Source organism: Enterococcus asini ATCC 700915 (assembly GCF_000407365.1).
GTDB classification, from domain to species: domain Bacteria; phylum Bacillota; class Bacilli; order Lactobacillales; family Enterococcaceae; genus Enterococcus_C; species Enterococcus_C asini.
Window position 1 is genome coordinate 1,007,539 of record NZ_ASVU01000001.1, and the last position, 23,078, is coordinate 1,030,616.

27 protein-coding genes are annotated in these 23,078 nt (G+C 45.2%); 20 read left to right on the forward strand and 7 right to left on the reverse strand.

What is annotated here, in order from left to right; genetic code table 11:
- Positions 1-229: 229 nt before the first annotated feature.
- Positions 230-643: a hypothetical protein gene (locus tag I579_RS04915; RefSeq protein ID WP_010754712.1), complete on the reverse strand. Its 414-nt coding sequence runs from the start codon at positions 641-643 to the stop codon at positions 230-232.
- A 37-nt stretch (positions 644-680) separates the two neighbouring features.
- Complete coding sequence (locus I579_RS04920; RefSeq protein WP_010754711.1) at positions 681-1,133, reverse strand: YueI family protein; 453 nt, start codon at positions 1,131-1,133, stop codon at positions 681-683.
- A gap of 382 nt (positions 1,134-1,515) precedes the next feature.
- Here I579_RS04920 and I579_RS04925 point away from each other — a divergent pair, with 382 nt between their 5' ends.
- The 14 genes from I579_RS04925 to I579_RS04990 all read left to right on the forward strand — a co-directional run bounded on the left by I579_RS04925 (position 1,516) and on the right by I579_RS04990 (position 12,947).
- A complete protein-coding gene (locus tag I579_RS04925) occupies positions 1,516-2,085 on the forward strand; it encodes a GNAT family N-acetyltransferase (RefSeq protein ID WP_010754710.1) in 570 nt (189 codons plus the stop codon).
- Between the two features lie 17 nt (positions 2,086-2,102).
- Complete coding sequence (locus tag I579_RS04930; protein ID WP_010754709.1) at positions 2,103-2,483, forward strand: iron-sulfur cluster biosynthesis family protein; 381 nt, start codon at positions 2,103-2,105, stop codon at positions 2,481-2,483.
- The gene (locus tag I579_RS04935) at positions 2,480-3,382 is read left to right on the forward strand and encodes a metallophosphoesterase (RefSeq protein ID WP_010754708.1); all 903 of its coding nucleotides are present in this window, start codon (positions 2,480-2,482) and stop codon (positions 3,380-3,382) included. The genes I579_RS04930 and I579_RS04935 overlap by 4 nt, the downstream gene beginning before the upstream one ends.
- Before the next feature lie 121 nt (positions 3,383-3,503).
- Entirely contained in the window at positions 3,504-4,067 is a 564-nt protein-coding gene (locus tag I579_RS04940) for a nucleotidyltransferase family protein (RefSeq protein ID WP_010754707.1), read from the forward strand.
- Positions 4,068-4,199: 132 nt separating this feature from the next.
- Positions 4,200-4,625 (forward strand): DUF4809 family protein, encoded by a 426-nt coding sequence (locus I579_RS04945; RefSeq protein ID WP_010754706.1) that lies wholly within the window; start codon positions 4,200-4,202, stop codon positions 4,623-4,625.
- Positions 4,626-4,937: 312 nt separating this feature from the next.
- Positions 4,938-5,210 carry an HU family DNA-binding protein gene (locus I579_RS04950; protein WP_010754705.1) on the forward strand — a complete coding sequence of 91 codons (273 nt, stop codon included), beginning with the start codon at positions 4,938-4,940 and terminating at the stop codon, positions 5,208-5,210.
- A 122-nt stretch (positions 5,211-5,332) separates the two neighbouring features.
- Positions 5,333-6,034, forward strand: coding sequence for a GntR family transcriptional regulator (locus I579_RS04955; protein WP_010754704.1), 702 nt, complete (start codon positions 5,333-5,335; stop codon positions 6,032-6,034).
- 150 nt (positions 6,035-6,184) lie between these two features.
- Positions 6,185-7,525 (forward strand): PTS sugar transporter subunit IIC, encoded by a 1,341-nt coding sequence (locus I579_RS04960; protein WP_010754703.1) that lies wholly within the window; start codon positions 6,185-6,187, stop codon positions 7,523-7,525.
- A gap of 66 nt (positions 7,526-7,591) precedes the next feature.
- The gene (locus I579_RS04965; protein ID WP_010754702.1) at positions 7,592-7,852 is read left to right on the forward strand and encodes a hypothetical protein; all 261 of its coding nucleotides are present in this window, start codon (positions 7,592-7,594) and stop codon (positions 7,850-7,852) included.
- A complete protein-coding gene (locus I579_RS04970; RefSeq protein ID WP_010754701.1) occupies positions 7,849-8,940 on the forward strand; it encodes a DUF871 domain-containing protein in 1,092 nt (363 codons plus the stop codon). The genes I579_RS04965 and I579_RS04970 overlap by 4 nt, the downstream gene beginning before the upstream one ends.
- A 22-nt stretch (positions 8,941-8,962) precedes the next feature.
- Positions 8,963-10,069, forward strand: a complete 1,107-nt coding sequence (locus tag I579_RS04975; protein ID WP_010754700.1) for an amidohydrolase/deacetylase family metallohydrolase — start codon at positions 8,963-8,965, stop codon at positions 10,067-10,069.
- On the forward strand, positions 10,059-11,153 hold the full coding sequence (locus I579_RS04980) for a DgaE family pyridoxal phosphate-dependent ammonia lyase (protein WP_010754699.1): 1,095 nt from the start codon (positions 10,059-10,061) through the stop codon (positions 11,151-11,153). The genes I579_RS04975 and I579_RS04980 overlap by 11 nt, the downstream gene beginning before the upstream one ends.
- A 37-nt stretch (positions 11,154-11,190) precedes the next feature.
- A complete protein-coding gene (gene dagF / locus I579_RS04985) occupies positions 11,191-11,931 on the forward strand; it encodes a 2-dehydro-3-deoxy-phosphogluconate aldolase (protein ID WP_010754698.1) in 741 nt (246 codons plus the stop codon).
- 11 nt (positions 11,932-11,942) lie between these two features.
- Positions 11,943-12,947 carry a sugar kinase gene (locus I579_RS04990; RefSeq protein WP_010754697.1) on the forward strand — a complete coding sequence of 335 codons (1,005 nt, stop codon included), beginning with the start codon at positions 11,943-11,945 and terminating at the stop codon, positions 12,945-12,947.
- Positions 12,948-12,994: 47 nt separating this feature from the next.
- On the opposite strand, the gene I579_RS04995 is transcribed toward I579_RS04990, so the two are convergent.
- Positions 12,995-13,546: a biotin transporter BioY gene (locus tag I579_RS04995; RefSeq protein WP_010754696.1), complete on the reverse strand. Its 552-nt coding sequence runs from the start codon at positions 13,544-13,546 to the stop codon at positions 12,995-12,997.
- A gap of 240 nt (positions 13,547-13,786) precedes the next feature.
- On the opposite strand from I579_RS04995, the gene I579_RS05000 reads away from it, so the two are divergent.
- Entirely contained in the window at positions 13,787-14,209 is a 423-nt protein-coding gene (locus tag I579_RS05000) for a hypothetical protein (RefSeq protein ID WP_010754695.1), read from the forward strand.
- Between the two features lie 99 nt (positions 14,210-14,308).
- On the opposite strand, the gene icd is transcribed toward I579_RS05000, so the two are convergent.
- Positions 14,309-15,580, reverse strand: a complete 1,272-nt coding sequence (gene icd / locus I579_RS05005) for an NADP-dependent isocitrate dehydrogenase (protein ID WP_010754694.1) — start codon at positions 15,578-15,580, stop codon at positions 14,309-14,311.
- A 62-nt stretch (positions 15,581-15,642) separates the two neighbouring features.
- Complete coding sequence (gene acnA, locus I579_RS05010; RefSeq protein WP_010754693.1) at positions 15,643-18,327, reverse strand: aconitate hydratase AcnA; 2,685 nt, start codon at positions 18,325-18,327, stop codon at positions 15,643-15,645.
- Positions 18,328-18,526: 199 nt separating this feature from the next.
- Here acnA and I579_RS05015 point away from each other — a divergent pair, with 199 nt between their 5' ends.
- Together I579_RS05015 and I579_RS05020 are read left to right on the forward strand one after the other, a co-directional pair.
- The gene (locus I579_RS05015) at positions 18,527-19,900 is read left to right on the forward strand and encodes a citrate/2-methylcitrate synthase (RefSeq protein ID WP_371168783.1); all 1,374 of its coding nucleotides are present in this window, start codon (positions 18,527-18,529) and stop codon (positions 19,898-19,900) included.
- Positions 19,901-20,020: 120 nt separating this feature from the next.
- A complete protein-coding gene (locus tag I579_RS05020; protein ID WP_010754691.1) occupies positions 20,021-20,494 on the forward strand; it encodes a glutathione peroxidase in 474 nt (157 codons plus the stop codon).
- A gap of 19 nt (positions 20,495-20,513) precedes the next feature.
- Here the strand turns inward: I579_RS05020 and I579_RS05025 are convergent, their stop codons facing one another.
- Complete coding sequence (locus I579_RS05025) at positions 20,514-20,705, reverse strand: hypothetical protein (protein WP_010754690.1); 192 nt, start codon at positions 20,703-20,705, stop codon at positions 20,514-20,516.
- Positions 20,706-20,822: 117 nt separating this feature from the next.
- Between I579_RS05025 and I579_RS05030 the strand changes: the two genes are divergently transcribed.
- The 3 genes from I579_RS05030 (at position 20,823) to I579_RS05040 (ending at position 22,565) form a co-directional block, all read left to right on the forward strand.
- Complete coding sequence (locus tag I579_RS05030) at positions 20,823-21,359, forward strand: sigma-70 family RNA polymerase sigma factor (RefSeq protein ID WP_010754689.1); 537 nt, start codon at positions 20,823-20,825, stop codon at positions 21,357-21,359.
- The gene (locus I579_RS12495) at positions 21,356-22,192 is read left to right on the forward strand and encodes a PH domain-containing protein (protein WP_010754688.1); all 837 of its coding nucleotides are present in this window, start codon (positions 21,356-21,358) and stop codon (positions 22,190-22,192) included. The genes I579_RS05030 and I579_RS12495 overlap by 4 nt, the downstream gene beginning before the upstream one ends.
- 73 nt (positions 22,193-22,265) lie before the next feature.
- Positions 22,266-22,565: a DUF1648 domain-containing protein gene (locus I579_RS05040; RefSeq protein ID WP_010754687.1), complete on the forward strand. Its 300-nt coding sequence runs from the start codon at positions 22,266-22,268 to the stop codon at positions 22,563-22,565.
- 71 nt (positions 22,566-22,636) lie between these two features.
- Here I579_RS05040 and I579_RS05045 read toward each other — a convergent pair whose 3' ends face one another.
- Positions 22,637-22,966, reverse strand: coding sequence for an SdpI family protein (locus I579_RS05045; RefSeq protein ID WP_010754686.1), 330 nt, complete (start codon positions 22,964-22,966; stop codon positions 22,637-22,639).
- Positions 22,967-23,078: the final 112 nt, after the last annotated feature.

Sequence of the window (23,078 nt, forward strand, 5' to 3'; positions counted from 1 at the left end):
ATTGCTAGTTGAACTTAGCGATTTTTGCTTAGTTCAACTGTACTAGGCGACTGCAAGGAGCGTAGTCGCGCTGTTTCTCTTTACACGTATGGTACTGTTCTCTCTACGGACTATGACACAAAGAGTGTCACAGTTTTTTCTCATCCGGATGTTCTTTATTGATTGTAGTTAAGCGTACGCTGTTTATCACTTGAAAATGACTTATGTCACAGCCTCCGTTTTTTTACTACTAGTACTCAAATTCTTTGATTTCAATGGTTTGCTTGGTTTCTTCCACGGAGAGTCCGGTTAAGTTTTCCCACCAGTCCTTCATTTCTTTTTCGTAGGTGGTTGGGAATTGATCTGCGATTTCTAACAAAGAGACATTGTTGATTTGAGCATACGGAAAATGCAGAGTCAAATTGTACTTAAGCTCCGTTAAAAGGCTGTAGTACTGGAACATTTGATAGTTCATTTCTTCTGGATCTTCTTCTGCTAAAACTTTTGGTGCTCGGTCAAAGATAAAGCCTAAGCTACGCATCATAAACATGATGCCATCCAAATGGCCTTCTTGGATGTAAGAAGCGTCTTTTAGGATATCGATGTGGGTATCCAGTGCTTCTAATAGTTCGGTTTTTAATGCTGCATAGGTTGGTGCGGTCATATTACTTCCCCCTTTTTGGCTAGTAGTCACTAGCGCTTTATTCCTCGTGATGAAATAAGCGATCAAAAAAGCCGGGCTTCTCACTTGTTTGCTCCGGTGTTTTTTGGTCCGGGTATTTCTCGTCGATATCGATAACCGGCTGATTGACGGCCTCTTGGGCAACGACTAACAAGCCGATATTATCCGGTTGATCTCCGGCAAAGGCATTGACGACGGTGAAAGGATGCTTGGTCTTAGTAATCAGCTGGATATACGCACTTTGGAGTGATTCAGCGATTTGGCCATTGAGTAAGATGTGACTGTCCGGCGTCTTTTTTAATTCGGTTAATAGCTTGCCTTGATTGTCCTTGTCTTTCATCTGGGCAATGGTCATGCTCAAATAGCAACGCTCGCGAAAAGTACCCAAGTATTTTCGTTGTTCGTCTGGATTGACTTGAGGCGTACCATAGCGCCCTGCGTCTAAATGTTTTTGAAGTTGATCGTCTGGCATAAGGATGCTCCTTTTCATAATCATCAAAGGTGTCTCAATAGATGGGGCGCTCGATGACGGATGAGTACCTATGAATTTATTATAGCACTTTCAAAAAAGAATACGAAAGAAAACCCGAAAGCAACGGGAAATCCGCTAAAAACACCGACTGAGGACTACTTCGAAGTTTTTCCTTTTTCCGTCACATTTTCTTCAAAAGTCTCGGGTATTCTATATCCATACCAACAAACAACCCTAACACTTTTTCATTTTCTCCTCCCCTCGCCGCCTGACCAGCGGCGAGTTTTTTTGTCTAGGGAGAATAAAAGCGGCTTGGACAATCAAATTACTGTCTTTCCCGCGGTTTTCGTCTATAATTTAAACAAAGAAATGGGGGGATTTTATGGAGAAGGAAGCTTCACTTACGCTAGGTCTGGCAGAAAAACAAGTCTTGGAAACGGAGCGTTTGCTTTTACGGCCGGTTCGTTTAGCGGATGCCGAGGATATGTACGAGTATGCAGGAGACGATGAGACGACTCGCTATGTCTTTCCCACCCATCAGTCCTTGCAAGATACGAAAGAAGGCATTGCCACGTATTTTATGAGCGCACCCTTAGGCAAGTTTGCCATTGAAGAGTACCAAAGTGGCAAAATGATTGGCACCATTGATCTACGAGTGGAAGAGGCCCTGCGCAAAGGTGAGCTGGGCTATGCCTTGAACAAGGCTTATTGGGGGCAAGGTTTTGTGCCGGAAGCGGCCATGGCCATCTTGTCTTTAGGCTTTGATCACTTGGGTTTGATCAGCATCCAAGCAGTGCATGATGTGGACAATCCCAATTCGGGGAAAGTGATGGAAAAAATCGGCATGACCAAAATTGGTCTGATTCCCAGTGAGCGGATGAATAAAGGAAAAGTTGTGGATATGGTGCTGTACAGTATTTCCCGTAAGGATTGGCAACGACATATTTTGTAAGGAGAGGATGGAGCAAGATGAAAATTATATTGGATGAACGAGTGACCGATTGGTTGCAAGGAAAATTGCAGCCGCAAGATCGCTTGTATTTGGATTTTGAGGACGGCATTGGCCCGTTTGCCAACACGGAGATCAGTTGCCGTTTGGATTTGAGCTTTCGCTTAATCATCACTGGCAAAAATTACCCCGAAAAAGGCTTAGAAGTCTATAATATTCCGGTGGAAACCAGTGTAGGGGTCTTCCATATTAAAGAAAGTTCACTGCCTTATTTTGAAGAGGAGAATTTTTTGACCTTTAGTCCCCAAATGGCGCTACGTCTAAAAGGGGCTTCCGGAATCTTAGCGGATAATATTCCCTTACTTCGCATGAGCCAAGAACAAGCGGGAGTAAAAGAGTGACCCGGTTAGCCATTATCTCGGATTTTCATGTGGATATCAATGGCTTATTTGCCTCGGAGTTTAGCCTGCTGGCGGAAATTCTCCAGGAAGAAAAGATTACCCATCTTCATTTTGCCGGAGATTTGGCAAATAAAGTGGACCGGGCTCGGGAAGTGGTGGCTTATTTCACGGAAGCAGGCTTTGTGACCACATTTAATTGGGGCAATCACGAAATGGCGGATTTAACCGAAGCCCAGATTGAAGACTTTCCGGCACCGGGCTTTTTGAATTTCAAAACTTTCCCTTTGTCGGAATCATCGATGCTCTTAGGCTACAATGGTTGGTATGATTATGCCTTTGCCCAAGAGGTGGAACCAGAGAAGATTCCCAAATTAAAGGAACTGTACTGGTATGACCGAATGATCCAACGCACGGGCACGGACCCAGAAGTGGATGCAGCACTCTTGCGTCATTTGCGCAAAGTTTTGGATCAATTGCAAAAGGCAGGAAAAGATGTGATTTTAGCCACTCACTTTGTGCCCCAAAAAGAATTCATCATTTATCAAACGGCTCCGAAACTTCGCCGTTGGAATGAGCTGAATGCTTTTTTGGGTTCCGCGGGCTTAGGACGACTTTTGGATCAATACGACAATATCAGTCATTGTGTCTTCGGCCATACCCATCGTCATTTTCCAGATTTGACCCGGAGCAAGACGGTGTATAGCTGTCGGCCTTTTGGTTATTATTTCGAATGGCAGTTGACCAAAGATTTCGTCTTTGCCAATCAACTGGTGGCAGAGTATGCCCCTATGAAACTGCGAGGGATTCTTCGCCGGAACCAAGCAGCCTTTGATGCCTATAAAAAAGTACATCTGGCAGAAGAATTTCGCCGCTCCATGACGATTATTGAAAGAAACTAGCAAAAAGCGATGCTAGCTGGTCTGGTCCGTCGCTTTTTGCTAGCCGATAATAAAAGCAACAAAAAAAACACCGAGCTTAAAAGCGGCGCAAGAATTTTTGAAAAGGTGACGTGATAAGGCAATGAACAACCTATTAACAGAAGAACAAGTCTGCAGGTGGCTAGAAGAAGACCAACAGATGATGAGCCTTTTACGAATCATCCAGAGTTGGCACTTACCGGATTGTTGGTTGGTGGCGGGAACGCTGCGGACTTTTCTTTGGAATCGTCTCAGCCAAAAAGAAAATCAGGCGAGGGATGTGGACGTGATTTTCTTTGATCCAACACTGAGTTACTCAGACAGCGAGGCCTGGGGTGCTAGTTTAGCTAGTCAGTATCCGCAAATCAATTGGGAAATTAAAAATCAGGCTTGGATGCACCAGCACAATTTTGCCGATGAAGAACCGTATACCAGTAGTCTGGAGGCGGTCAGCAAGTACCCAGAGACGTGTACGGCCTTAGCTTGTCGCCTGCAAGGGAAAAAAGTAGAGTTTGTGGCCCTTTGGGGATTGCAAGATTTGGCGAATTTTCGAGTGCGCCCGACGCCTCAATTTGCTCAAAGTGAACGCTATTTGCAAGTGTACCGTCAGCGCGTAGCAAAGAAAAATTGGGCCACACTCTGGCCAGCATTAAAAATCGAGGGCTAAGGATTGTATTGATTGCGACTGTGGCGGCGTTCATAGTCGCTTTTTTACGGAATGGGAACAACTTCCCTTTAGCCCTTTTTTTTATGGATAGAAAGAGTATAATGAGGGCAAATGAACAGGGGGAACCAAAAAATGAACGCAATTATTAGTGGTAAAAAACGCATTGCAGAAGGCGGCTGTAACGCCTGTGAATCCTTTTCCTTACACGTGTACCGCCTAACTTTTGAAGACGGTAGCGAAGTATCCTTGGAAAACTTGGACGTACCTTCCTTAGTGATGGCCTTTGCCCAAAAGGACCGTTGGAAACAAAAATTCGTCATGATTGGCATGGGGGAAGAAGCCATGGTCTACAGTAAAGATGGCGTGGAAATCACCAATGAAGAAACAAGCAACAAAATCAGCTATCAAAAAGGCAGTGAAAAAATCACCACCGACAAAAAATTCTGTGATCTAGAAGACTTATATGCGCATACCAATGACGTCTTGGCGCTTTTTGGTATGGAAAGCGTGACCTTTGAGTATCGCTTGATTGAACCACAACCTTTGTACCAAGATTAGGACAGTAGCAGCTTGACCCCGGCCCTATTGCCTGTAAAGCGCCTCGTTTAGCCGTTTAATAGCAAAAAGAAAAGAAGCGCTTCCGGTAACGGACAGGGAAAGTTGGATTTTTTTCGAAAGAATGCCCAACCTTGATTTATCAGCCTTTTTCGCACTTTTGATAAAAGATAAAAATACAAACCAATCCAGGGAAGTATTATTTTATCAAAAGTCGGAAAGGGTTTTCTGTTGCGGAGTCATGGGGATTTTGCTAGAATAATACGTAGGGATTAAGCAAAATCCCAATTATTTTATTCCTAGGAGGAATTATTCATGAACAAAGCAGAATTGATCTCCGCAGTTGCCGAAAAATCAGGCCTGACTAAAAAAGATGCTACCGCAGTATTGACTGCCATCATTGACACTGTTGAAACCTCTTTAAAGAATGGCGACAGTGTACAAATCATGGGCTTCGGTACTTTTGAAGTTCGGGACCGGGCTGCTCGTAAAGGTCGCAACCCACAAACTGGGGAAGAAATCGAAATCAAAGCTTCTAAAACACCAGCTTTCAAACCTGGTAAACAATTGAAAGACGCTGTGAAATAAGCGAATCAAAATTTGACCTGTTGCTTTGGCAACAGGTTTTTTTATTTGTCAAGAATGAGGATTTTTCTTGGGATTTTTTCGGAATATGCTATGATGGAAGAAAACTAGAAGGGAGGCCGCTTATGAAGCGCACGAAGATCCTTTATTTAGAAATTGCCGATAAAATCAAAAACGACATCATTAGCGGAAAGTATCCCGTGGGCAGCTTACTCCCTACGGAAACGGAATTAGAAGCATTATTTCAAGTGAGTAAAATCACCGTCCGCAAAGCGATTGAACTCTTAGCCGCAGATGAATACGTGGAAAAGAAAAGCGGCAAAGGTACGACGGTTTTAAGCAACCGTCCCTACAACAAACTCTCCAAAGCGGCCAGTTTTTCCCAAGTGTTGCAGAAATCCGACTTGCATCTTAGTACGAAAGCACTCTCTTTGGAAATCAAAGAGCTCAAAAAAGAGCACCGGCTTTATCAAAACTTTGGTGAGAAAGTCTTGGAATACCGGCGTCTGTATTTATTAGAAGGACAGCCTTATATTTATTTTAGCCACTATTTACCGATGAAATTGGCTCATTTGACTCTGGCTGATTTTGCGACGGGGTCTTTGTATCGCCTGCTGAATTTAGAAGGCTATGAAATTCGTTCTTTTGAGGACGATTTTTTGGCAGTTCAGCTGACACCGGAGCATCAAGATATTCTTGAAACAAAAGAAACGATCGGCATTCAACGGATTCGTAAGTCATTAGGGGATGATGGTCGATTGGTGGAATATTCTGAGGCAATTTACAATACCAACCGCCACCCGTATCAAATTGAATATGAAACCTAGAACCGTAAATTTTTCCCTTTTCCCAAGGCGCGGGAAAGGGAATTTACTAATTTTGAAAAAAGAATAGAAAAACGTTTACAATTCTAAATGACCATGTTATAGTATGTCCGTAAACATTATAATGTTATAAACGATTACGGAGGGTTAAAAATGAATGGATTTGTCGGAGTCATCGAACAGAAGATTATGCCGTTTGCCAACAAACTCGGTAACCAACGTCACATGGTGGCGATTCGAAAAGGGATCATCGCGACGATGCCCTTAACCATCGTCGGCTCATTTTTCACGATTTTATTGAACATCCCAATTGAATCAGTTGCAGCAATTATTGAACCATATCGTGAAGTGCTAGATGTTCCTTTTCGCTATACCGTGGGCTTGTTAGCTTTATATGCGACCTTTGGGATTGCGACTTCCTTGGCGCGTTCGTATAAGTTGGACACGCTAACGGTAAGTATTGTTGCTACCATGGCTTTTCTAGTAACTGCAGCACCCCCACTGCGAGTCTTTGAAGGAGTGGAAGGAGTCATTGATGCCGGGCGCTATATGAATATCGCAAACTTAGGCTCCGGTTCATTATTCGGTTCAATCGTTACAGCTATCTTAACTGTTGAAATTTACCGTTTCTTTATTGAGAAAAAGATTACCATTAAGATGCCAGATGGCGTGCCGCCAGAAGTTTCCAATTCATTTACTGCATTGATTCCTGGGGCCGTAATTTTAGTCTTCTTCTGGGTTATTCGCCACATGTTAGGCTTTGACTTAAATGGTTTCTTGAGTAACTTATTAATGCCACTAAAAGGCGTTCTTGCTGGAAACAGTCTTTTCGGTGGGTTGCTAACCGTCTTTCTGATTTGTTTCTTCTGGGTTTTGGGGATTCACGGACCAGCAATCATGGGGCCAGTCATTCGTCCTTTCTGGGATATGTCCATCGCTGAAAATATGGAAGCTTTCCAAGCAGGGACTAGTGCACAAAACTTGCCAAATATCTTTACAGAACAGTTCTTACAATGGTTCATCTGGATTGGTGGAGCGGGAACAACTTTCGCTTTAGTCGTACTCTTCATGTTCTCCAAATCCAAATATTTAAAGAAATTGGGTCAATTGTCCTTCTTGCCAGGGCTCTTCAATATTAATGAACCAATGATTTTTGGGGCGCCAATCGTAATGAACCCTGTCTTGGCGATTCCTTTTATCGGGGCACCATTGATTACCACAACGATTTCCTACTTTGCGACGATTTCTGGCTTGGTGCCACGTATGGCAGCCCGTCTCGGTTTTGCAATGCCAGCGCCAATCGCTGCATGGATGAGTACTGACTGGAGTATCATGGCAGCGATTCTAGTGATCTTTAACTTTGTATTGACGTTGGGGATTTACTACCCATTTTTCAAAGTTTTTGAAAAACAACAACTACAAAAAGAAGCAGAAGAAATTGCACAAGAAATGGCAGCTGAAGCTTCAGCTGCAACGATTGTGGAAGCAAAATAACGAAAGGTGGAGGGTTGGGTGTAGTCGCAAAAAACGGCTGACACTTAACCCTTTTGGTGGTTCACAATGTTTATTGCCTTATTAGCCTTATTGATTGGCTGTCAGATTTATTTAGAAAAAGCCGGTCTGCCAGAACGACTGGCAACAATGAAATTTCGCTATGCACTGCTCTTAACCCTTTTGGTGATTGCCACAAGCATGTTTGTAGGAACATTCTTGGGAATCGGGGGCTTTTTAACAGCGGCGGCCACGGTGGTGACGAGTGTTGTATTGGCACACAAATTTCGCAGTAAGTATTCAGACATGGAAAGAGGAAAAAGTATATGAAACGAAAATTAGGCATTTCTTTATACCCGGATCACAGCAATCCTGAAACGGATCGAAAATATCTCCAACTAGCGCAAAAATATGGTTTTTCACGGATTTTTATGAGCATGTTGGAAGTAACTGACGGCAAAGAAGCGGTAGCGGCTAAATTTAAAGAGTTGATTTTCTTTGCAAAAGAATTAGGATATGAAACAATTTTAGATGTGGCGCCTAATATTTTTGATGAATTAGGTATTAGCTACGATGATATGGGCTTTTTCAAAGAACTAGGAGCCGATGGGATTCGTTTGGATGTAGGCTTTGATGGCAATAAGGAAGCCATGCTGACGTTTAATCCAGAAGAAGTAGCCATTGAATTAAACATGAGCAATGATGTGGCTTATTTGGACAATATTTTGACCTATGAAGCCAATCAACCATTCCTTTACGGTTGTCACAATTTTTACCCTCAAGAAGGGACAGCTTTGCCTTACGACTTTTTTGAAAAATGTAGTCTGCGTTTTAAACGTCAGGGTATCCGTACGGCAGCTTTTGTCACTTCACAAGTTGGAACAATCGGTCCTTGGGATATTAATGACGGCCTGCCTACGTTAGAGGTACATCGTCATTTAGCACCGGCTACCGCTGCAAAACACCTCTTTGCTACGGGGCTAATCGATGATGTCATTATCGGCAATGCCTATGCCTCAGAGGCAGAGTTGGCCGCCATGGGTAGTGTGAATCGCTATCAAACCCAATTTGCCATTGAATTTGTTTCAGACATTTCGGAAGTGGAGCGCCAGATTGTTTTACGTGCGCAACATTTTCGTAGAGGGGATATCACCGATCAAGTGATTCGCTCGACGCAAGTTCGGAAAGACTATAAAAATGAAAATAACCCCGCCCATGACAATGAAATTGAATTTCAGCCTGGGGATGTGGTAGTCGGCAACGATGCTTTTGGGAAATACAAAAATGAATTGCAAATCGTTTTGACGCCTCATCGGGATTCTCGTAAGAATAAAGTGGGAACAATTGCCCAAGAAGAGTTGATCTTACTGCCATTTATCAAGCCTTGGTCGAAGTTCCGCTTTGAAGTGGCAAAATAGTATCGGATAAAGGATGAGTCATATGTATGATTTAGTAATCAAGAATGCGCGGACAATTGAAGGCACTAGGATAGAAATCGCCATTCAAAATGGCAAAATCGCGGCGATTGGGGAAAAAATTCCTGAAAGTGGCAAAAAAGAACTAACACTCGCTGAAAATCAATATCTTTCCGCCGGTTGGATTGACGATCACGTGCACTGTTTTGAAGAAATGACGCTGTACTACGATTACCCAGATGAGATTGGTGTCAAAAAAGGCGTTACCACAGTGATTGACGCCGGGACTACCGGAGCGGAAAACATTGGGCGCTTTTATGAATTGGCCCAAGCGGCTAAGACCAATGTCTATGCTTTGGTGAATATCTCGAAGTTTGGCATTGTGGAACAAGACGAACTGGCGGATCTAACCAAGGTACAATCTCGGTTAGTTGCGGAGGCGTTGGCGAAATATCCGGACTTTATCTTAGGAATCAAAGCCCGTATGAGCAAAACCGTTATCGGGGAAAATGGCATTAAACCTTTGGAAATGGCGAAGGTCATTCAAAAGGAAAATGGTGATTTGCCATTAATGGTGCATATCGGTTCAAACCCGCCGGAATTAGTGGATATTTTGGCTCTGTTGGATGAAGGGGACGTCTTGACCCACTGCTTCAATGGCAAGCCCAATGGTATTTTGGATCAGCAAACAGATCGTATTAAAGATTTTGTTTGGGAAGCGTACAAGCGTGGCGTCGTCTTTGACATCGGCCACGGAACGGATAGTTTCAACTTTCACGTGTCGGAAGTCGCGTTGCAAGAAGGCATGAAGTGTGATTCAATCAGCACGGATATCTACATCCGCAATCGGGAAAAAGGGCCGGTTTACAATATGGCTACCACATTGGATAAATTGCATTTGGTGGGCTATTCTTGGCCGGAAATCATTCAGCGAATTACCACAGTACCTGCTAAAAATTTCCACTTGACCACCAAGGGACAATTAAAAGTAGGCTTTGACGGGGATTTGACAATTTTTGAAATCCGCAATGAGGAGCAAGAATTAGTGGATTCCAATGGGCACAAGCGGATCGCTCAGGAAGTGATTCAACCAGTGAAGACGATTATTGGAGGCGTGATTTATGACAATTAGTTATGAGAAGTTTGGCTTAAAAGAGGTCATCAATGCTTCCGGGCGCATGACGATTTTAGGTGTTTCAAAGGTTTCGGAAAATGTCCTAGCAGCCCAACGTTTTGGTGGGGAGCACTTTTTTGAAATGAGTGAGCTAGGCAAGCAAACCGGGGCGTATTTGGCTGATTTGCTTCAAGTGGAAGATGCGCAAATCGTTTCGTCTGCCTCGGCAGGGATTGCCCAGTCTGTGGCGGCTTTAATCGGCCAAGGAGATCTTTATCACGCCTATCATCCTTACACGGAGAAAATCACCAAGCGGGAAATCTTGTTGCCAAAAGGGCACAATGTGGATTACGGGACACCGGTAGAAGTCATGGTGGCCCAAGGTGGCGGCAAAGTGGTGGAAGCAGGCTATGCGAATATGTGTACACCGGAACACGTGGCCATGATGATTACGGAAAATACCGCAGCGATTTTGTACATTAAGAGCCATCACACGGTACAAAAGAGTATGCTGAGTGTGGCAGAAGCGGCCCAAGTAGCGGCGGAGCATAATTTGCCATTGATTGTGGACGCGGCGGCAGAGGAGGATCTCTTTAAATACGTGGCAGCCGGGGCGGATCTGGTGATCTACTCTGGGGCAAAAGCCATCGAAGGGCCTAGCGCCGGCTTAGTAATCGGGAAGAAAACCTATATTGAATGGGTACGTCTGCAAGGTAAAGGAATCGGTCGGGCCATGAAAATCGGCAAAGACAATATTTTAGGCTTTACCCAAGCGGTGGAAGATTACTTGAAAAACGGCAGTGAGGACGGCAATTCCATGAAAGCTCGCTTGGCACCGTTTATCCAGCAGGTCAATCAGATTCCGAATTTAACCGCTGCTGTGGTTCAAGATGGGGCCGGCCGGGATATTTACCGGGCCAGTGTGAAGGTTGCCGGGAAAAAGAGCGCCAAAGAAGTCATTGCTGAGTTAAAAGCGGAGAATCCGGCGATCTACACTCGGGAATACCAAGCCAACAACGGCATCATTGAATTTGATATTCGCTCGGTTAACACTGAAGAGTTGGCAAAAATTGTTCGGCGTTTAACGGAAATCATGAACTAAAAAAATAGCAGGTCAACAAGTAAAGGAGCAGAAAAAAATGTCACGAATTCCCAATTATTTAGAAGATCGTATTTGTTTAAATGTCTTAGCTAACTCGGTAGAAAATGCGAAGGAATGTTACGAAGCGGCGGAAGGTCACGTGGTTTTAGGCGTGTTGTCGAAAAACTATGCTACAGATGAAGCGGCCATTGAAGACATGAAACGTTACCAAGTAGCAACGAACAATGCTTTGTCGGTGGGTTTAGGCGCAGGGGACCCGAATCAAAGTCAAATGGTTTCTCGCTTGTCCCAAGTTTTACAACCCCAACACGTGAACCAAGTCTTTACTGGTGTGGGCACATCCCGGGCGCTTTTAGGACAAAATGAAACAGTCATCAACGGCTTGGTTTCCCCCACAGGAACACCAGGAATGGTGAATATCGCCACTGGGCCTTTGAGTTCTCAAGTCGCACCAGGGGTTGTGCCGATTGAAACAGCGATTGCGCTGTTGAAAGATATGGGGGGCAGCTCCATTAAGTTCTTTAATATGAAAGGCTTGGCTCATTTGGAGGAGTACAAAGTGGTTGCCGAAGCTTGTGCGGCCAATGACTTTTATTTGGAACCCACTGGAGGAATCGATTTAGACAATTTTGCTGAAATTCTGCAAATTGCCGTAGATGCCGGCGTGAAGAAAATCATCCCTCACGTGTACAGCTCAATTATCGACAAAACGACTGGTGATACGAAGGTTGCAGATGTTAAAACACTGTTGACCTTAATGAAAGCCAGCTTGAAATAGGGGATTTGCTTATGAAAATCGGTGCATTTGGTGAGGTCATGCTACGGCTGACACCACCGGAATACTTGTTATTGGAACAAAGCAATCAACTGCGCATGGAGTTTACCGGAACTGGGGTCAATCTTTTGAGTAACCTCAGTCATTTTGGGCAAGAAACGGCGCTGTTAACCATGGTGCCAGACAATCGTCTGGGAGAAGCTGCTCTGGCTAACTTACGCCGCTTAGGCATTGCGCCGGATTTTATCGGGCAAGCCGGAGATCACTTGGGGAGCTTTTTTGCCGAGATTGGTTATGGCACGCGGCCCACACAAGTAACCTATCAAAATCGCCGGAACTCTGCTTTTAGTATTGCGGCTACAAAGGACTACTTGTTGGCGGACTTTGTGGCTCAGATGGATTTGATTCACATTTGTGGGATTTCCTTGAGTTTGACGGAGCAAACGGTAGCCACTGCTTTGACCTTGGCTGAGATGGCTCATGGGGCAGGAAAAAAAGTCTGCTTTGACTTTAATTTTCGTCCGAGCTTAAACGATGAGCCGGGGCAAAAAGCCGAGATGAAGCAACGGTATGAAGCAATCTTGCCTTACTGTGACCTAGTCTTTGGCTCCGTGCGGGACCTGGTGGAACTATTGCATTTCGGCGAGGCCCCGGCAGATGAGGTGGCGGGAACGGCGTTGATTCAAGACTTTATGAAAGAGTATGGACTACAATGGTTTGCCGGCACTAAGCGGGAACGGCGGGATGAACCAGGAGTAATCGGTAAACTCTACACACCGGAGCATGAAATTAAGTCTGCTTGGCACAAGCTAAGTGTATTAGATCGTATCGGAGCCGGTGATGCCTATGCAGCAGGAATTTTACTGGGCTATGGAGCAGGCTGGGACTTGCAACGCACCTGTGAATTTGCCACGGGGAATGCAGTTTTGGCTCACACGATTCAAGGGGATGTTCCTTTGACTAGCCGCAAAATGGTAGAGCACTACTTACAACACCCAGATGTTGATTTACTTCGTTAAAAAAGCAGAACGTCCGCAATGGGCGTTCTGCTTTTTGGTCGATTCGATTATTTTGCGGGAGTTAAAAATTTTTCCGGTAACCGCTTGGTAATCAATAGGCCGATAATAGCAGCGGCCACGGCTTTAATGACTCCGGGCACTAAAAAGGGAATCACAGCGGATTGCAAAGCGGCACTAGAGGAAATGCCGGTACTGATTTGCAACCACAAGGCACCGAAAAGCAAGACAATGGCAGCACCGACCAGATTGGCGCTGATTGCGCCGGGATAGTTGCGACCAAGTTTTTCTAGTAGCCAACCGGTAGCTAGGCCGTTGAACAAAAAGCCTAGTAAAAAGCCCCCGGTAGGACCTAGCAGTGCTTGGAGTTCGCTGGCCCCTCCGGCAAAGACAGGCATACCAATCAAGCCTAAAAGCAGATAAATAGCGATAGCCCAGGTGCCTGCCCGCATGCCTAAGATGGTCACGGTGAGGCCGATGATAAAGGTCTGTAACGTAAAAGGCACCACCGTTATCGGTAAAGTTAAGGTGAATTGGGATAAAATGGCGATGATGGCGGCAAAAATCGCCGCAGTAACTTGCTCTCGTAAACTAATGCGCATGGAATCTCCTCTTTTCGTAAACTAGATTTATAATAGCGGTTAACGATTGGTTAACTAGATTATATTTTATGGTTAACGAAAGGTAAAGAAGTTTTTTTGACTTGGAAGAAAAAACAATTCGTCTAGACCTAATTTCTTATGAGAATGATAGGAATTTGCATATTTGGGTGAATGCTTCGAAATCTGTTACCATATTTGTTATAATTCAATAAAAGTTGAGTTAGAAAAAGAGGTGAGGAGATGTTGTTAGCTGCGTATCGCTCGATTCTGGTCGTCAATTTGATTATTAGTACCGGTTTTACCTTTGGAGAAGCTCAGTCCTATTATTTTGGCTTTTATCCTTGGGCCTACTATGTGCACCTTGTCTTGTTGGTTTTGTTCAACGGTCTATTGATTTATAATGCAAAGCGAAACCACATCCTCACAAGCCGCTTTTTATTTGCGGTGGTTTACAGCTTGATTTGTTTTATCTCCTTGGAAATCATCCTTCATGGAGACGATATCGCTACCTTAGCGACCCAGAAAAGTCACCAGATTTACTGGTTTATCGCCGAGGTCTTGCTGTGTGCCATGTTGATAAAAAATGATTTTCGCTTGCAAATCGCCTTTGGTCGCCGTTTACCTACAGGGGATGCCCCGATGAAGAAAAAATCAAAAAGATGAAACCCGTTTGACCGGTGGGGTCAGACGGGCTTCATCTTTTTTTATCATGCCAAGTTTAGCGACGGCTGGCTTTACGAACTAGTTCCGCCTTTTTTAGGATTAGTCTTGTTTTTCAATCCAGTCTACTAAGAGCTGGCCAAATGCTTCTGTGGTGACTTCTTTTGCACCTGTCATGGAGTGAGCGAAATCGGCGGTGACTTTTTTTGCTGGGAGGGCCGCTTCAATCGCTTCTTCTACTAAGCTCGCCGCCTCTTGCCAACCAAGATAGTCCAGCAACATGCTACCGGATAAGAGCATGGAGCAAGGATTGGCTTTGCCTAAACCGGCGATATCTGGCGCTGTACCATGGGTGGCTTCGAAAATCGCATGGCCGGTTTGGTAATTAATATTGCCTCCTGGAGCGATACCGATACCCCCGACTTGAGCCGCTAGTGCGTCGGACAAGTAGTCTCCGTTGAGATTACAAGTGGCGATTACGTCGTATTTCTCCGGATAGAGTAGGATTTGTTGGAGCATATTGTCGGCGATTACGTCATTGATGATTAGTTTGCCACTGGCTAGCGCGTCTTGGTAGGCTTTTTCAGCAACCACTGGACCTTGTTCTTTTGCCAGTGTGGCATATTGATTCATGGTAAAGGTTTGCGCGGCATAAGTTGTTTCCGCCAGTGCGTAGCCCCAGTTTTTGAAGCCCCCCTCAGTGAATTTCATGATATTGCCTTTGTGGACCAAGGTTACGGATTTTCGACCATTGGCTAGGGCGTAATCGATAGCTGCGGCAATCAGACGCTGGCTCCCTTCTTGGGAAATCGGTTTGATACCGATGGCGCTCGTTTCGGGAAAGCGAATCTTCTTCACGGCAAAGTCCTGTTGCAAGATTTCAATTAGCCGCTTGACTTCAGGTGTATCTTTGGCAAATTCGATGCCGGCATAGACGTCTTCGGTATTTTCCCGGAAGATGACCATGTCGGTTTTTTCCGGTTCCTTCAAAGGAGAAGGGACCCCGGTGAAATAGCGTACCGGACGCACACAGGCAAAAAGATCCAAATCTTGGCGCAAGGCCACGTTTAAGGAACGAATGCCGCCTCCGATTGGCGTGGTTAAAGGGCCTTTAATGGCAACTTTGGCCGCTTTAATCGCATCAAGGGTTTCATTTGGCAGCCATTCACCGGTTTCGTTAAAAGCTTTTTCTCCGGCTAAGACTTCGGTCCATTGAATCGCTTTTTGCCCTTGGTAGGATTTGGCGACTGCTGCATCGAGGACTTGTCGGGTGGCTTGCCAGATTTCTGGGCCAATCCCATCCCCAGGAATAAAGGGAATGATCGGTTGATCAGGGACGATGCGGGTTTCATTTTCGATTGTAATATAGCTCACGGGTGTTCCTCCTTTGTGGGAAAAAGCGGGCTTACCGTTTCAGGCAAGTCCGCTAGTACGTATTAGTTGAATTTCTTGCGAATCACCATGGGCAAGATCCCTTGGTGCCGCCAGTAGCGGATATCTGCCGGGGCATCAAAGCGCAATCTGGTTTGGAAAGTTTGGCTTTGGCCGTCTTTTGTAGCGGTCACTGTGACGAGCTGACCGACTTCCGGATTTTCCGGTAGGGCCACGTCGAAGTATTCTTCCCCGGTTAAGCCCAAGGTTTCTGCGTTTTCTCCTGGTAGATACTGCAATGGAATAATCCCCATCATGGCTAAATTAGAACGGTGAATCCGCTCGAAGCTTTCCGCCAAGACGACTTTTACGCCTAAAAGCTGAGTTCCTTTGGCCGCCCAATCTCGAGAAGACCCCATACCGTAATCCTTCCCGGCTAAAACGATGGTGCCCGTGCCGTCATTTTGGTACTGCATCGCCGCATCGAAAATGGATATGGTTTCGCCTGTGGGCTGATATTTGGTGACGCCACCGGAACTTCCCGGAACCAGTTGATTTTGCAGTCGGATGTTGGCAAAGGTCCCTCGCATCATAATATCGTGATTGCCCCGTCGCGAACCATAAGAATTAAAGTCTTTAGGCGCCACTTGGCGTTCTTTTAAGAAGCGACCGGCTGGCGAATCTATGGCGATATTGCCCGCCGGTGAGATGTGGTCTGTCGTTACCGAATCCGCTAGTTTGGCCAAAACGGTCAAATTCCGCAAAGGTTCCGGTTTTGGCAAATCTTTGGTTAACTCGGTGAAAAATGGCGGATTGGCGATATAGGTGGAAGATTCGTCCCAAGCAAAGCAATCATCGGCGCTAGTTTCAATTTCATTCCAGCGTTTGTTGGCATCAAAAATATGGGCATAAGTTTCTTGATAAGCTTCCGGGCCTACGTATTGGTCGATTACTTTTTGAACTTCTTCTACGCTAGGCTGTAAGTCCGCCAAGTACACGGGCTTTCCTTGGGCATCGGTGCCCAGGGGCTCTTGGGTCAAATCTTTTGTTACCGTGCCCGCTAAAGCATAAGCCACGACTAAAGGTGGCGATGCCAAGTAATTGGCTTTAATCAAAGGATGAATCCGGCCTTCGAAATTCCGATTTCCGGAAAGAACCGAGGAAACCAACAGATTTTCGCTTTCGATGGCTTCTGAAACGGTGTCGGACAAAGGACCAGAATTTCCGATACAGGTAGTGCAACCGTAGCCGACATTATAGAAGCCAAGTTGCTCTAAATAAGGCAAAAGGCCGCTGTCTTCCAGATAGGTAGTCACGATGCGAGAACCTGGTGACAAAGAAGTCTTCACATAAGGAGGTACTTGCAAACCTTTTTCCACGGCCTTTTTCGCCAAAAGTCCCGCCGAAATCATAACAAAGGGATTGCTCGTATTGGTACAGCTGGTAATGGCTGCCAGTACTAGATCGCCGGTTTTCATAGTTTCTGGGCTTGCTTTTGGCGTGGTGTCTTCTGGCCAGTGTAAAGGGGCGGTCTTCGTTAATTCTGCCACGGGTAAGCCAAAGCCCTTTGGTCCCACGGGAGCGGTCACGGAATTGGTGAAATCCTCTGCCACATTGGCTAACGTAATTCGGTCTTGGGGGCGTTTTGGCCCGGCCAAAGAAGGCTGGATCGTGTTCAAGTCAAGCTGAATGACTTTAGTATAGGTCGGAATCGTATTTGGATCATAAAACAGGCCGTTGGTTTTCGTGTAATCGGCTACGAGTTGGATCAACTCCGGTGAACGGCCGGTAATACGCAGATAATTTAGCGTCTCTTCATCAATGGGACAAAAACCACAAGTTGCTCCGTATTCCGGCGCCATATTGGCAATCGTCGCCCGGTCTGCCAGACTTAGTTTTTGATAGCCTGTCCCGAAGTACTCGACAAACTTGCCCACAACATTTTCTTTACGCAAAAGTTCGGTGACGGCCAAAGCTAAATCCGTTGCAGTGGTTCCTTTCGGCAAAGCACCGGTAAATTCAACTCCAATGACTTCCGGCATAGGAAAATAAGAAGCTTCTCCTAAGATGGCTGCTTCGGCTTCAATGCCCCCGACACCCCAGCCTAAGACCCCAAGGCCATTGATCATCGTGGTATGGGAATCCGTACCTTGTAAAGTATCTGGAAAGACTTGCACTTCCCCCTTAACTTCTTTTTTCAAAATAACATCGGATAGTTTTTCAATATTGACTTGGTGGATAATCCCGGTTTCTGGAGGCACGACTTCAAAGTCCTTAAAGGATTGCTGTGCCCATTTCAGAAACTGGTAGCGTTCGTGGTTCCGCTCGAATTCCCGTTTGGTATTAAAGGCCAATGCTTGGGGGCTTCCCGCGTAATCAACTTGGACGGAGTGGTCCACCACCAAGGTTACGGGAATTTCTGGATTAATGGCTTGGGCATCTCCACCGAGCTTCACGGTAGCATCTCGCATGGCTGCCAAGTCCACCACCGCCGGCACACCGGTAAAGTCTTGCAAGACTACCCGAGCTGGTTTGAACGGTACTACCCCCACAGGAGCCTGAGCTTGCCAATGGGCTAATGTGCGGATGATGTCGTCTGTGATTTCCTCATCCCGGTTACGGGCGACAGACTCTAATAAGACGCGAATGGAATAGGGCAGTGTCGCTAAGTCTGCACCGAATTCCGCTGTGACCTGATGCAAATCGCAATAAGTCAACCCTTGATTTTCTAAGGTATTTTGCCATTTCATGAAGGTGATTCCCCCTTTTCCCTAAAAAAGTGTCGATATAAGAATAATTATACGTTTGTTATGAATAAAAGTAAATGGTCAAAAAATTATTTCTTTTTCGAAAAATCGGTGATATAATATTCACTAATACAATCTTGTAGAATTTCGAGTATTTCTTGGTAAAGGGGTGTTATTCGTGAACGTAAATGAGAAAAACTTGTTGGATTATCCGAGTCTGGCATTGCGCTGTCAAGGAGTCGATTTGATCGATGTGAATAATTATTCAAAATATAACGTCAAACGAGGATTGCGAGACACAAATGGGAAAGGCGTCTTAGCCGGACTCACGACGATTTCGACGATTTATCCGCAAAAAATTGTGAATGGCGTACCGATTCCGGGAACTGGTGAGTTGCGCTATCGAGGAATCGACATTGAAGAAATCGTCCAAGGTTTTGTGGGAGAGGGTCGCTTCGGTTTTGAAGAAGTAGCGTTTTTGCTCTTGTTCGGGGAGTTGCCTAGTCCGGATGAACTGCAGGAGTTTCGCTTGTTGTTGGCGGAGAAGCAGACTTTACCGACGAATTTCGTTCGGGACGTGATTATGAAGGCGCCTTCTGCGGATATTATGAACAACTTATCCCGGAGTTTGTTGACCTTGGCTTGCTATGATGACAAGCGAGACGATGTTAGTATTGAAAATGTCTTGGAGCAGTCCTTGATGCTGATCAGTGTTTTTCCTATGTTAGCGGTGTATGCGTATCATGCGTACAATCACTATGAAAAATCGGAGAGCATGTACATTCACCGGCCGGATCCGAATTTGAGTACGGCGGAGACCATTTTAACCATGTTGCGCCCGGATAAGAGCTATACCAAGCAAGAAGCTCAGACTTTGGATATGTCTCTCGTCTTACATATGGAGCATGGGGGCGGGAATAACTCTACTTTTACCACCCGAGTAGTGACTTCCAGTGGCACGGATACGTATTCCACGATTAGTGCGGCCTTAGGTTCCTTAAAAGGGCCGAAGCACGGGGGCGCCAATATCAAAGTGACCCAGATGATGGAAGACTTAAAAGCTACCGTGGCGGATACGACGGATGAAGCCCAAGTGCGCCAGTATTTAGAAGCTATTTTGGATAAGAAAGCCTTTGATGGCAAAGGGTTGATTTACGGCATGGGTCACGCGGTATACAGCGACAATGACCCTCGGGCGGCGATTTTCAAAGCCTATGTCTCTAAATTGGCAGAAGAAAAAGGCCCAGAAGAACAAGCGGAGTTTGAACTGTACACCTTAGTGGAACGCTTGGCGCCGGAAATCATCGGTGAAAAGCGTAAGATGTTTAAAGGAGTCAGCGCCAATATCGATTTCTTCAGCGGTTTTGTGTATGCCATGCTCGGCCTCCCCCGGGAGCTTTACACGCCGATGTTTGCCGTGGCCCGCATTGTCGGCTGGTCTGCTCATCGCATGGAAGAGTTGATCAATGCACAAAAGATCATTCGCCCGGCTTATATGGAAGTCTCGGCGGATCGAGCGTACATTCCCTTGGCAAATCGTACTTGTACAAACGAACCGGTAGAAGAATTAATGTAAAGTGACTACTGAAAAGCCCCTTGCTACAAGGGGCTTTTTTTGTGGTCCTAAGGCGAAGCCGATTAGTTGTGAAAGGAGTGGTCCTTCGCTAGAATAAGGAAAAGAAAGGCGGTATCAATCATGAGTATTTATGAATATACAGTCAAAGATTCCCAAGGGCAGGATGTGTCTTTGTCCGATTATGCAGGAAAAGCCTTGCTAATCGTAAACACGGCGACCGGTTGTGGGTTCACTCCTCAATACGAAGGTTTGGAAAAATTGTATAAAAAACATCGTGACGCTGGATTTGAGATTTTGGATTTCCCTTGCAACCAGTTTGGCCATCAAGCTCCAGGTACCAATGAAGAAATTCAAGAGTTTTGCCAGTTGAATTACCAGACGACTTTTAAGACCTTTGGCAAGGTTGAGGTTAATGGGGATGACGCCAGTCCCTTATACAAATTCTTGAAAAAGGAAAAAGGCGGTATCGCAGGCTCGGCTATTAAGTGGAACTTTACGAAGTTTTTAGTCAATCGAGAAGGTAATGTGCTAAAACGCTTTGCCTCAGCGACTACGCCGGAGCAGTTAGAAAAAGAACTCGTGGCGGTTTTATAAAAAAGAGGAACCATCCGGCTTAAATGTCGGAGGGTTCCTTTTTTTGTTCGTTCCAGCGATTCGGGCTCCAAATTGAGCCTTCCAAGGAGATTTGCAAGCTCTCGTTGTCGTCTTCTAACTCCTCGATATACTCTTTGGTTGCCTGGATTATCGCTTGATAAGCTGGGTCTTGAATGCTAGTCAATTGTTCTTCGAGCCAAGTATTGCGCATGGGATTCACCTCCTGTCTAGTTTACGGGGCACAAGTGGGAAAGCCAAATTCTTTGCTCACGGCGGATAGATTCCTAGTTTGGCTAACGTATAATAAGGTGAAGAGGAGGTTAGGGGGATGGAAGAAAAGCAGCTTATTCAAGCGTTGCGGGAAAAAGACTTTCGTGGTCTGGAAGCCTTGATCGATGACTACGGCTTTGCCATTTGCCAAGCTGTCTGGGGCATCTTGAATCATCCCGCGGAAGCCAGCTATCGCAAAGAAGTGGAAAACGAGGTCTTTTACAAAATTTGGGAGAAAATTGGGGACTTTGATCCTCGAAAGGCTAGTTTCAAAACGTGGTGTGTGACCATTGCCCGCAATCAAGCCTTGGATAAAAAACGCCAAGTGATTCGGGATTTACGCTATGTGCCCAGTGAAATACTTCCGGAGACTTTGGCGTGGGATGAACACTTGGGTACGGAGCAGTTTTTAGAGTTGGTGGCGGTTTTAGCGCCGGAAGATCAGTTGATTTTTTTGAAGTATTTTTTCTTTCAAGATAAACCGAAAGACATCGCCGCCGATTTGGGGTTGAGTGCTGCTCTTGTGTCCAATCGCCTGGCTCGTGGTAAGGAAAAATTGCGCAATGTCTTAGAAAAGGAGCGTGGAAAAGCATGAGAAATCCTTTTAAGAAATCCTTTTGGCAACTCAATGACGAATTGGCTGGCAAGCAGGATTTGTCGACTCAGGATAAGAAGCGTTTGTTTGAACAGACAAAAATGTATATCTTCTTGCAAGACTTCTTGAAAAAATTGACCCCTTATCTGGAAGAAGGGGAGGTCATTCAAGCGTACTTACCCATGACCAATCAAGAAAATACCGCCGTGGCAACCGGGGGTATCATGGGGATGGCCTATGCCAGAGAACCAGAAGCCAGAGCCTATGTAGAAAATTTCCACGATGTCCGAGGCAATCGCTTGTTGGTCTTCACGAATCAGCGGATGTTATTTGTCGTCATTGTGGAATTTTTGGAAGAGCGCCTGTTTTATTCCTATCCTTATGATTCCATTCAGAGCATCTTGTTTAAAAAACATAAAATTGGCTATTTTGATTGGAGTGCCGCGACAATCGGCGCCATTCGGAAACAGACTCATTATTACACCTTGGACTTTCAAGCAGGGAATCACATCTTTACGGAAATGCTGGCAGAAGACGATGGCGTAATTTTTCAGCGACAATTGGAGACGATTCCCGCGTTACAAGGAATTTTATTGGGTGAAAAAGTTCAGCGGGAGCGTAAATTTGATCTGATTTTCAGCAATGCCAGCTTGCAGCTGAAGCTTCTTTACGGCTTGAGTATTTTGGTAGTGTTGTTTTTAGTTTTGTATGTTATCTTGTTAGTTTTAGGCGCTTTAGGTTGGGGGCCACAAAAGGATTTGTTCGCAAGCGTTTGCTGGTGCGGGCTTTCTGGCATGGTGGTGCACGGACTGCAAGGTGGGAGCATTTTCTGATTGCTTCATTTGAGCAAGAAGCACATACTCATACTGAAGAAATGAAATGATGTGATGTGGAGGAAGTGAACCTATGAAATTCTTAGAGCGATTGAATCCAAAACAAGCCTACGTAGTCTTGCTGGTCATTAGCCTTTTGTTGGCAGTCTTGTTTTTAGGCTTGCTACCGGCAAATGTCCCCATGCAGTGGGGGATGGATGGCAACGTAAATTACACTTTTCCGAAGCAAGTAGCAGTTTTATTACTGCCGGCGCTCAGTGTGTACTGGACTTTCCGCGGTTGGCGGCGGGCAGACTTGGCCAATCTTGGCTGGGGCTTGTTGTGTTTAGTAGGGATAAGTGGTATTTTCACTTTTATCAGTGTGATGTATTGAATATGAAGAAACATCGAGTTCCGAATAAAACCGGCCTCGATGTTTTTTTGTCGATTTGGAAGTTGTTGTTTTTAGTCCGGTAACTTTTTGGAAACATGAAAATATAGCTTGAGGTAAGAGATGATTGGGACCAAGGTTTCAATAAGTAAAACTGCGGCGAATTTGTTTTCTGACCAGTGAAAGAAGAGAAAGACTTCGACGATGAGAAAGCAAAATCCAATGATACAAGAAGGCAAGATGACTTTTTCGGCATAAGCAATCATTTCTTTTTGCGCAATGGCCCAATTTTTTTGGTTTTTCTTGGCCTTTTTCGTCTGAAACCCGAATTGTGTATTGATAGTTTTTTCCGGAGGTGTTTTTGCAATCCATAAAAAAGTCAGTGCGTTAAAAAACGAAACCATCTGGAACTCTCCCTTGAACAACTGCTAGTAGTTGTTATTTAGTATACCTAGGATTGAAGGAATACTGCAAGGATGTGCTTGTGTTTGTTAATCGGATGCGGAGGTGTATTTT

What these genes read in the sequence shown, in the direction of transcription:
- I579_RS04940 (WP_010754707.1), top strand. Translation starts at nt 3,504, where the DNA reads ATGAACAACCTATTAACAGAAGAACAAGTCTGCAGGTGGCTAGAAGAA.
- I579_RS05025 (WP_010754690.1), bottom strand. Translation starts at nt 20,705, where the DNA reads ATGCGCAATACTTGGCTCGAAGAACAATTGACTAGCATTCAAGACCCA.
- dagF (WP_010754698.1), top strand. Translation starts at nt 11,191, where the DNA reads ATGTCACGAATTCCCAATTATTTAGAAGATCGTATTTGTTTAAATGTC.
- I579_RS04925 (WP_010754710.1), top strand. Translation starts at nt 1,516, where the DNA reads ATGGAGAAGGAAGCTTCACTTACGCTAGGTCTGGCAGAAAAACAAGTC.
- I579_RS04990 (WP_010754697.1), top strand. Translation starts at nt 11,943, where the DNA reads ATGAAAATCGGTGCATTTGGTGAGGTCATGCTACGGCTGACACCACCG.
- I579_RS04915 (WP_010754712.1), bottom strand. Translation starts at nt 643, where the DNA reads ATGACCGCACCAACCTATGCAGCATTAAAAACCGAACTATTAGAAGCA.
- I579_RS05030 (WP_010754689.1), top strand. Translation starts at nt 20,823, where the DNA reads ATGGAAGAAAAGCAGCTTATTCAAGCGTTGCGGGAAAAAGACTTTCGT.
- I579_RS04965 (WP_010754702.1), top strand. Translation starts at nt 7,592, where the DNA reads ATGTTTATTGCCTTATTAGCCTTATTGATTGGCTGTCAGATTTATTTA.
- I579_RS04920 (WP_010754711.1), bottom strand. Translation starts at nt 1,133, where the DNA reads ATGCCAGACGATCAACTTCAAAAACATTTAGACGCAGGGCGCTATGGT.
- I579_RS04930 (WP_010754709.1), top strand. Translation starts at nt 2,103, where the DNA reads ATGAAAATTATATTGGATGAACGAGTGACCGATTGGTTGCAAGGAAAA.
- I579_RS05040 (WP_010754687.1), top strand. Translation starts at nt 22,266, where the DNA reads ATGAAATTCTTAGAGCGATTGAATCCAAAACAAGCCTACGTAGTCTTG.
- I579_RS05045 (WP_010754686.1), bottom strand. Translation starts at nt 22,966, where the DNA reads ATGGTTTCGTTTTTTAACGCACTGACTTTTTTATGGATTGCAAAAACA.
- I579_RS04980 (WP_010754699.1), top strand. Translation starts at nt 10,059, where the DNA reads ATGACAATTAGTTATGAGAAGTTTGGCTTAAAAGAGGTCATCAATGCT.
- I579_RS05000 (WP_010754695.1), top strand. Translation starts at nt 13,787, where the DNA reads ATGTTGTTAGCTGCGTATCGCTCGATTCTGGTCGTCAATTTGATTATT.
- I579_RS04995 (WP_010754696.1), bottom strand. Translation starts at nt 13,546, where the DNA reads ATGCGCATTAGTTTACGAGAGCAAGTTACTGCGGCGATTTTTGCCGCC.
- I579_RS04975 (WP_010754700.1), top strand. Translation starts at nt 8,963, where the DNA reads ATGTATGATTTAGTAATCAAGAATGCGCGGACAATTGAAGGCACTAGG.
- acnA (WP_010754693.1), bottom strand. Translation starts at nt 18,327, where the DNA reads ATGAAATGGCAAAATACCTTAGAAAATCAAGGGTTGACTTATTGCGAT.
- I579_RS04955 (WP_010754704.1), top strand. Translation starts at nt 5,333, where the DNA reads ATGAAGCGCACGAAGATCCTTTATTTAGAAATTGCCGATAAAATCAAA.
- I579_RS04945 (WP_010754706.1), top strand. Translation starts at nt 4,200, where the DNA reads ATGAACGCAATTATTAGTGGTAAAAAACGCATTGCAGAAGGCGGCTGT.
- I579_RS12495 (WP_010754688.1), top strand. Translation starts at nt 21,356, where the DNA reads ATGAGAAATCCTTTTAAGAAATCCTTTTGGCAACTCAATGACGAATTG.
- I579_RS04960 (WP_010754703.1), top strand. Translation starts at nt 6,185, where the DNA reads ATGAATGGATTTGTCGGAGTCATCGAACAGAAGATTATGCCGTTTGCC.
- I579_RS05020 (WP_010754691.1), top strand. Translation starts at nt 20,021, where the DNA reads ATGAGTATTTATGAATATACAGTCAAAGATTCCCAAGGGCAGGATGTG.
- I579_RS04950 (WP_010754705.1), top strand. Translation starts at nt 4,938, where the DNA reads ATGAACAAAGCAGAATTGATCTCCGCAGTTGCCGAAAAATCAGGCCTG.
- I579_RS04970 (WP_010754701.1), top strand. Translation starts at nt 7,849, where the DNA reads ATGAAACGAAAATTAGGCATTTCTTTATACCCGGATCACAGCAATCCT.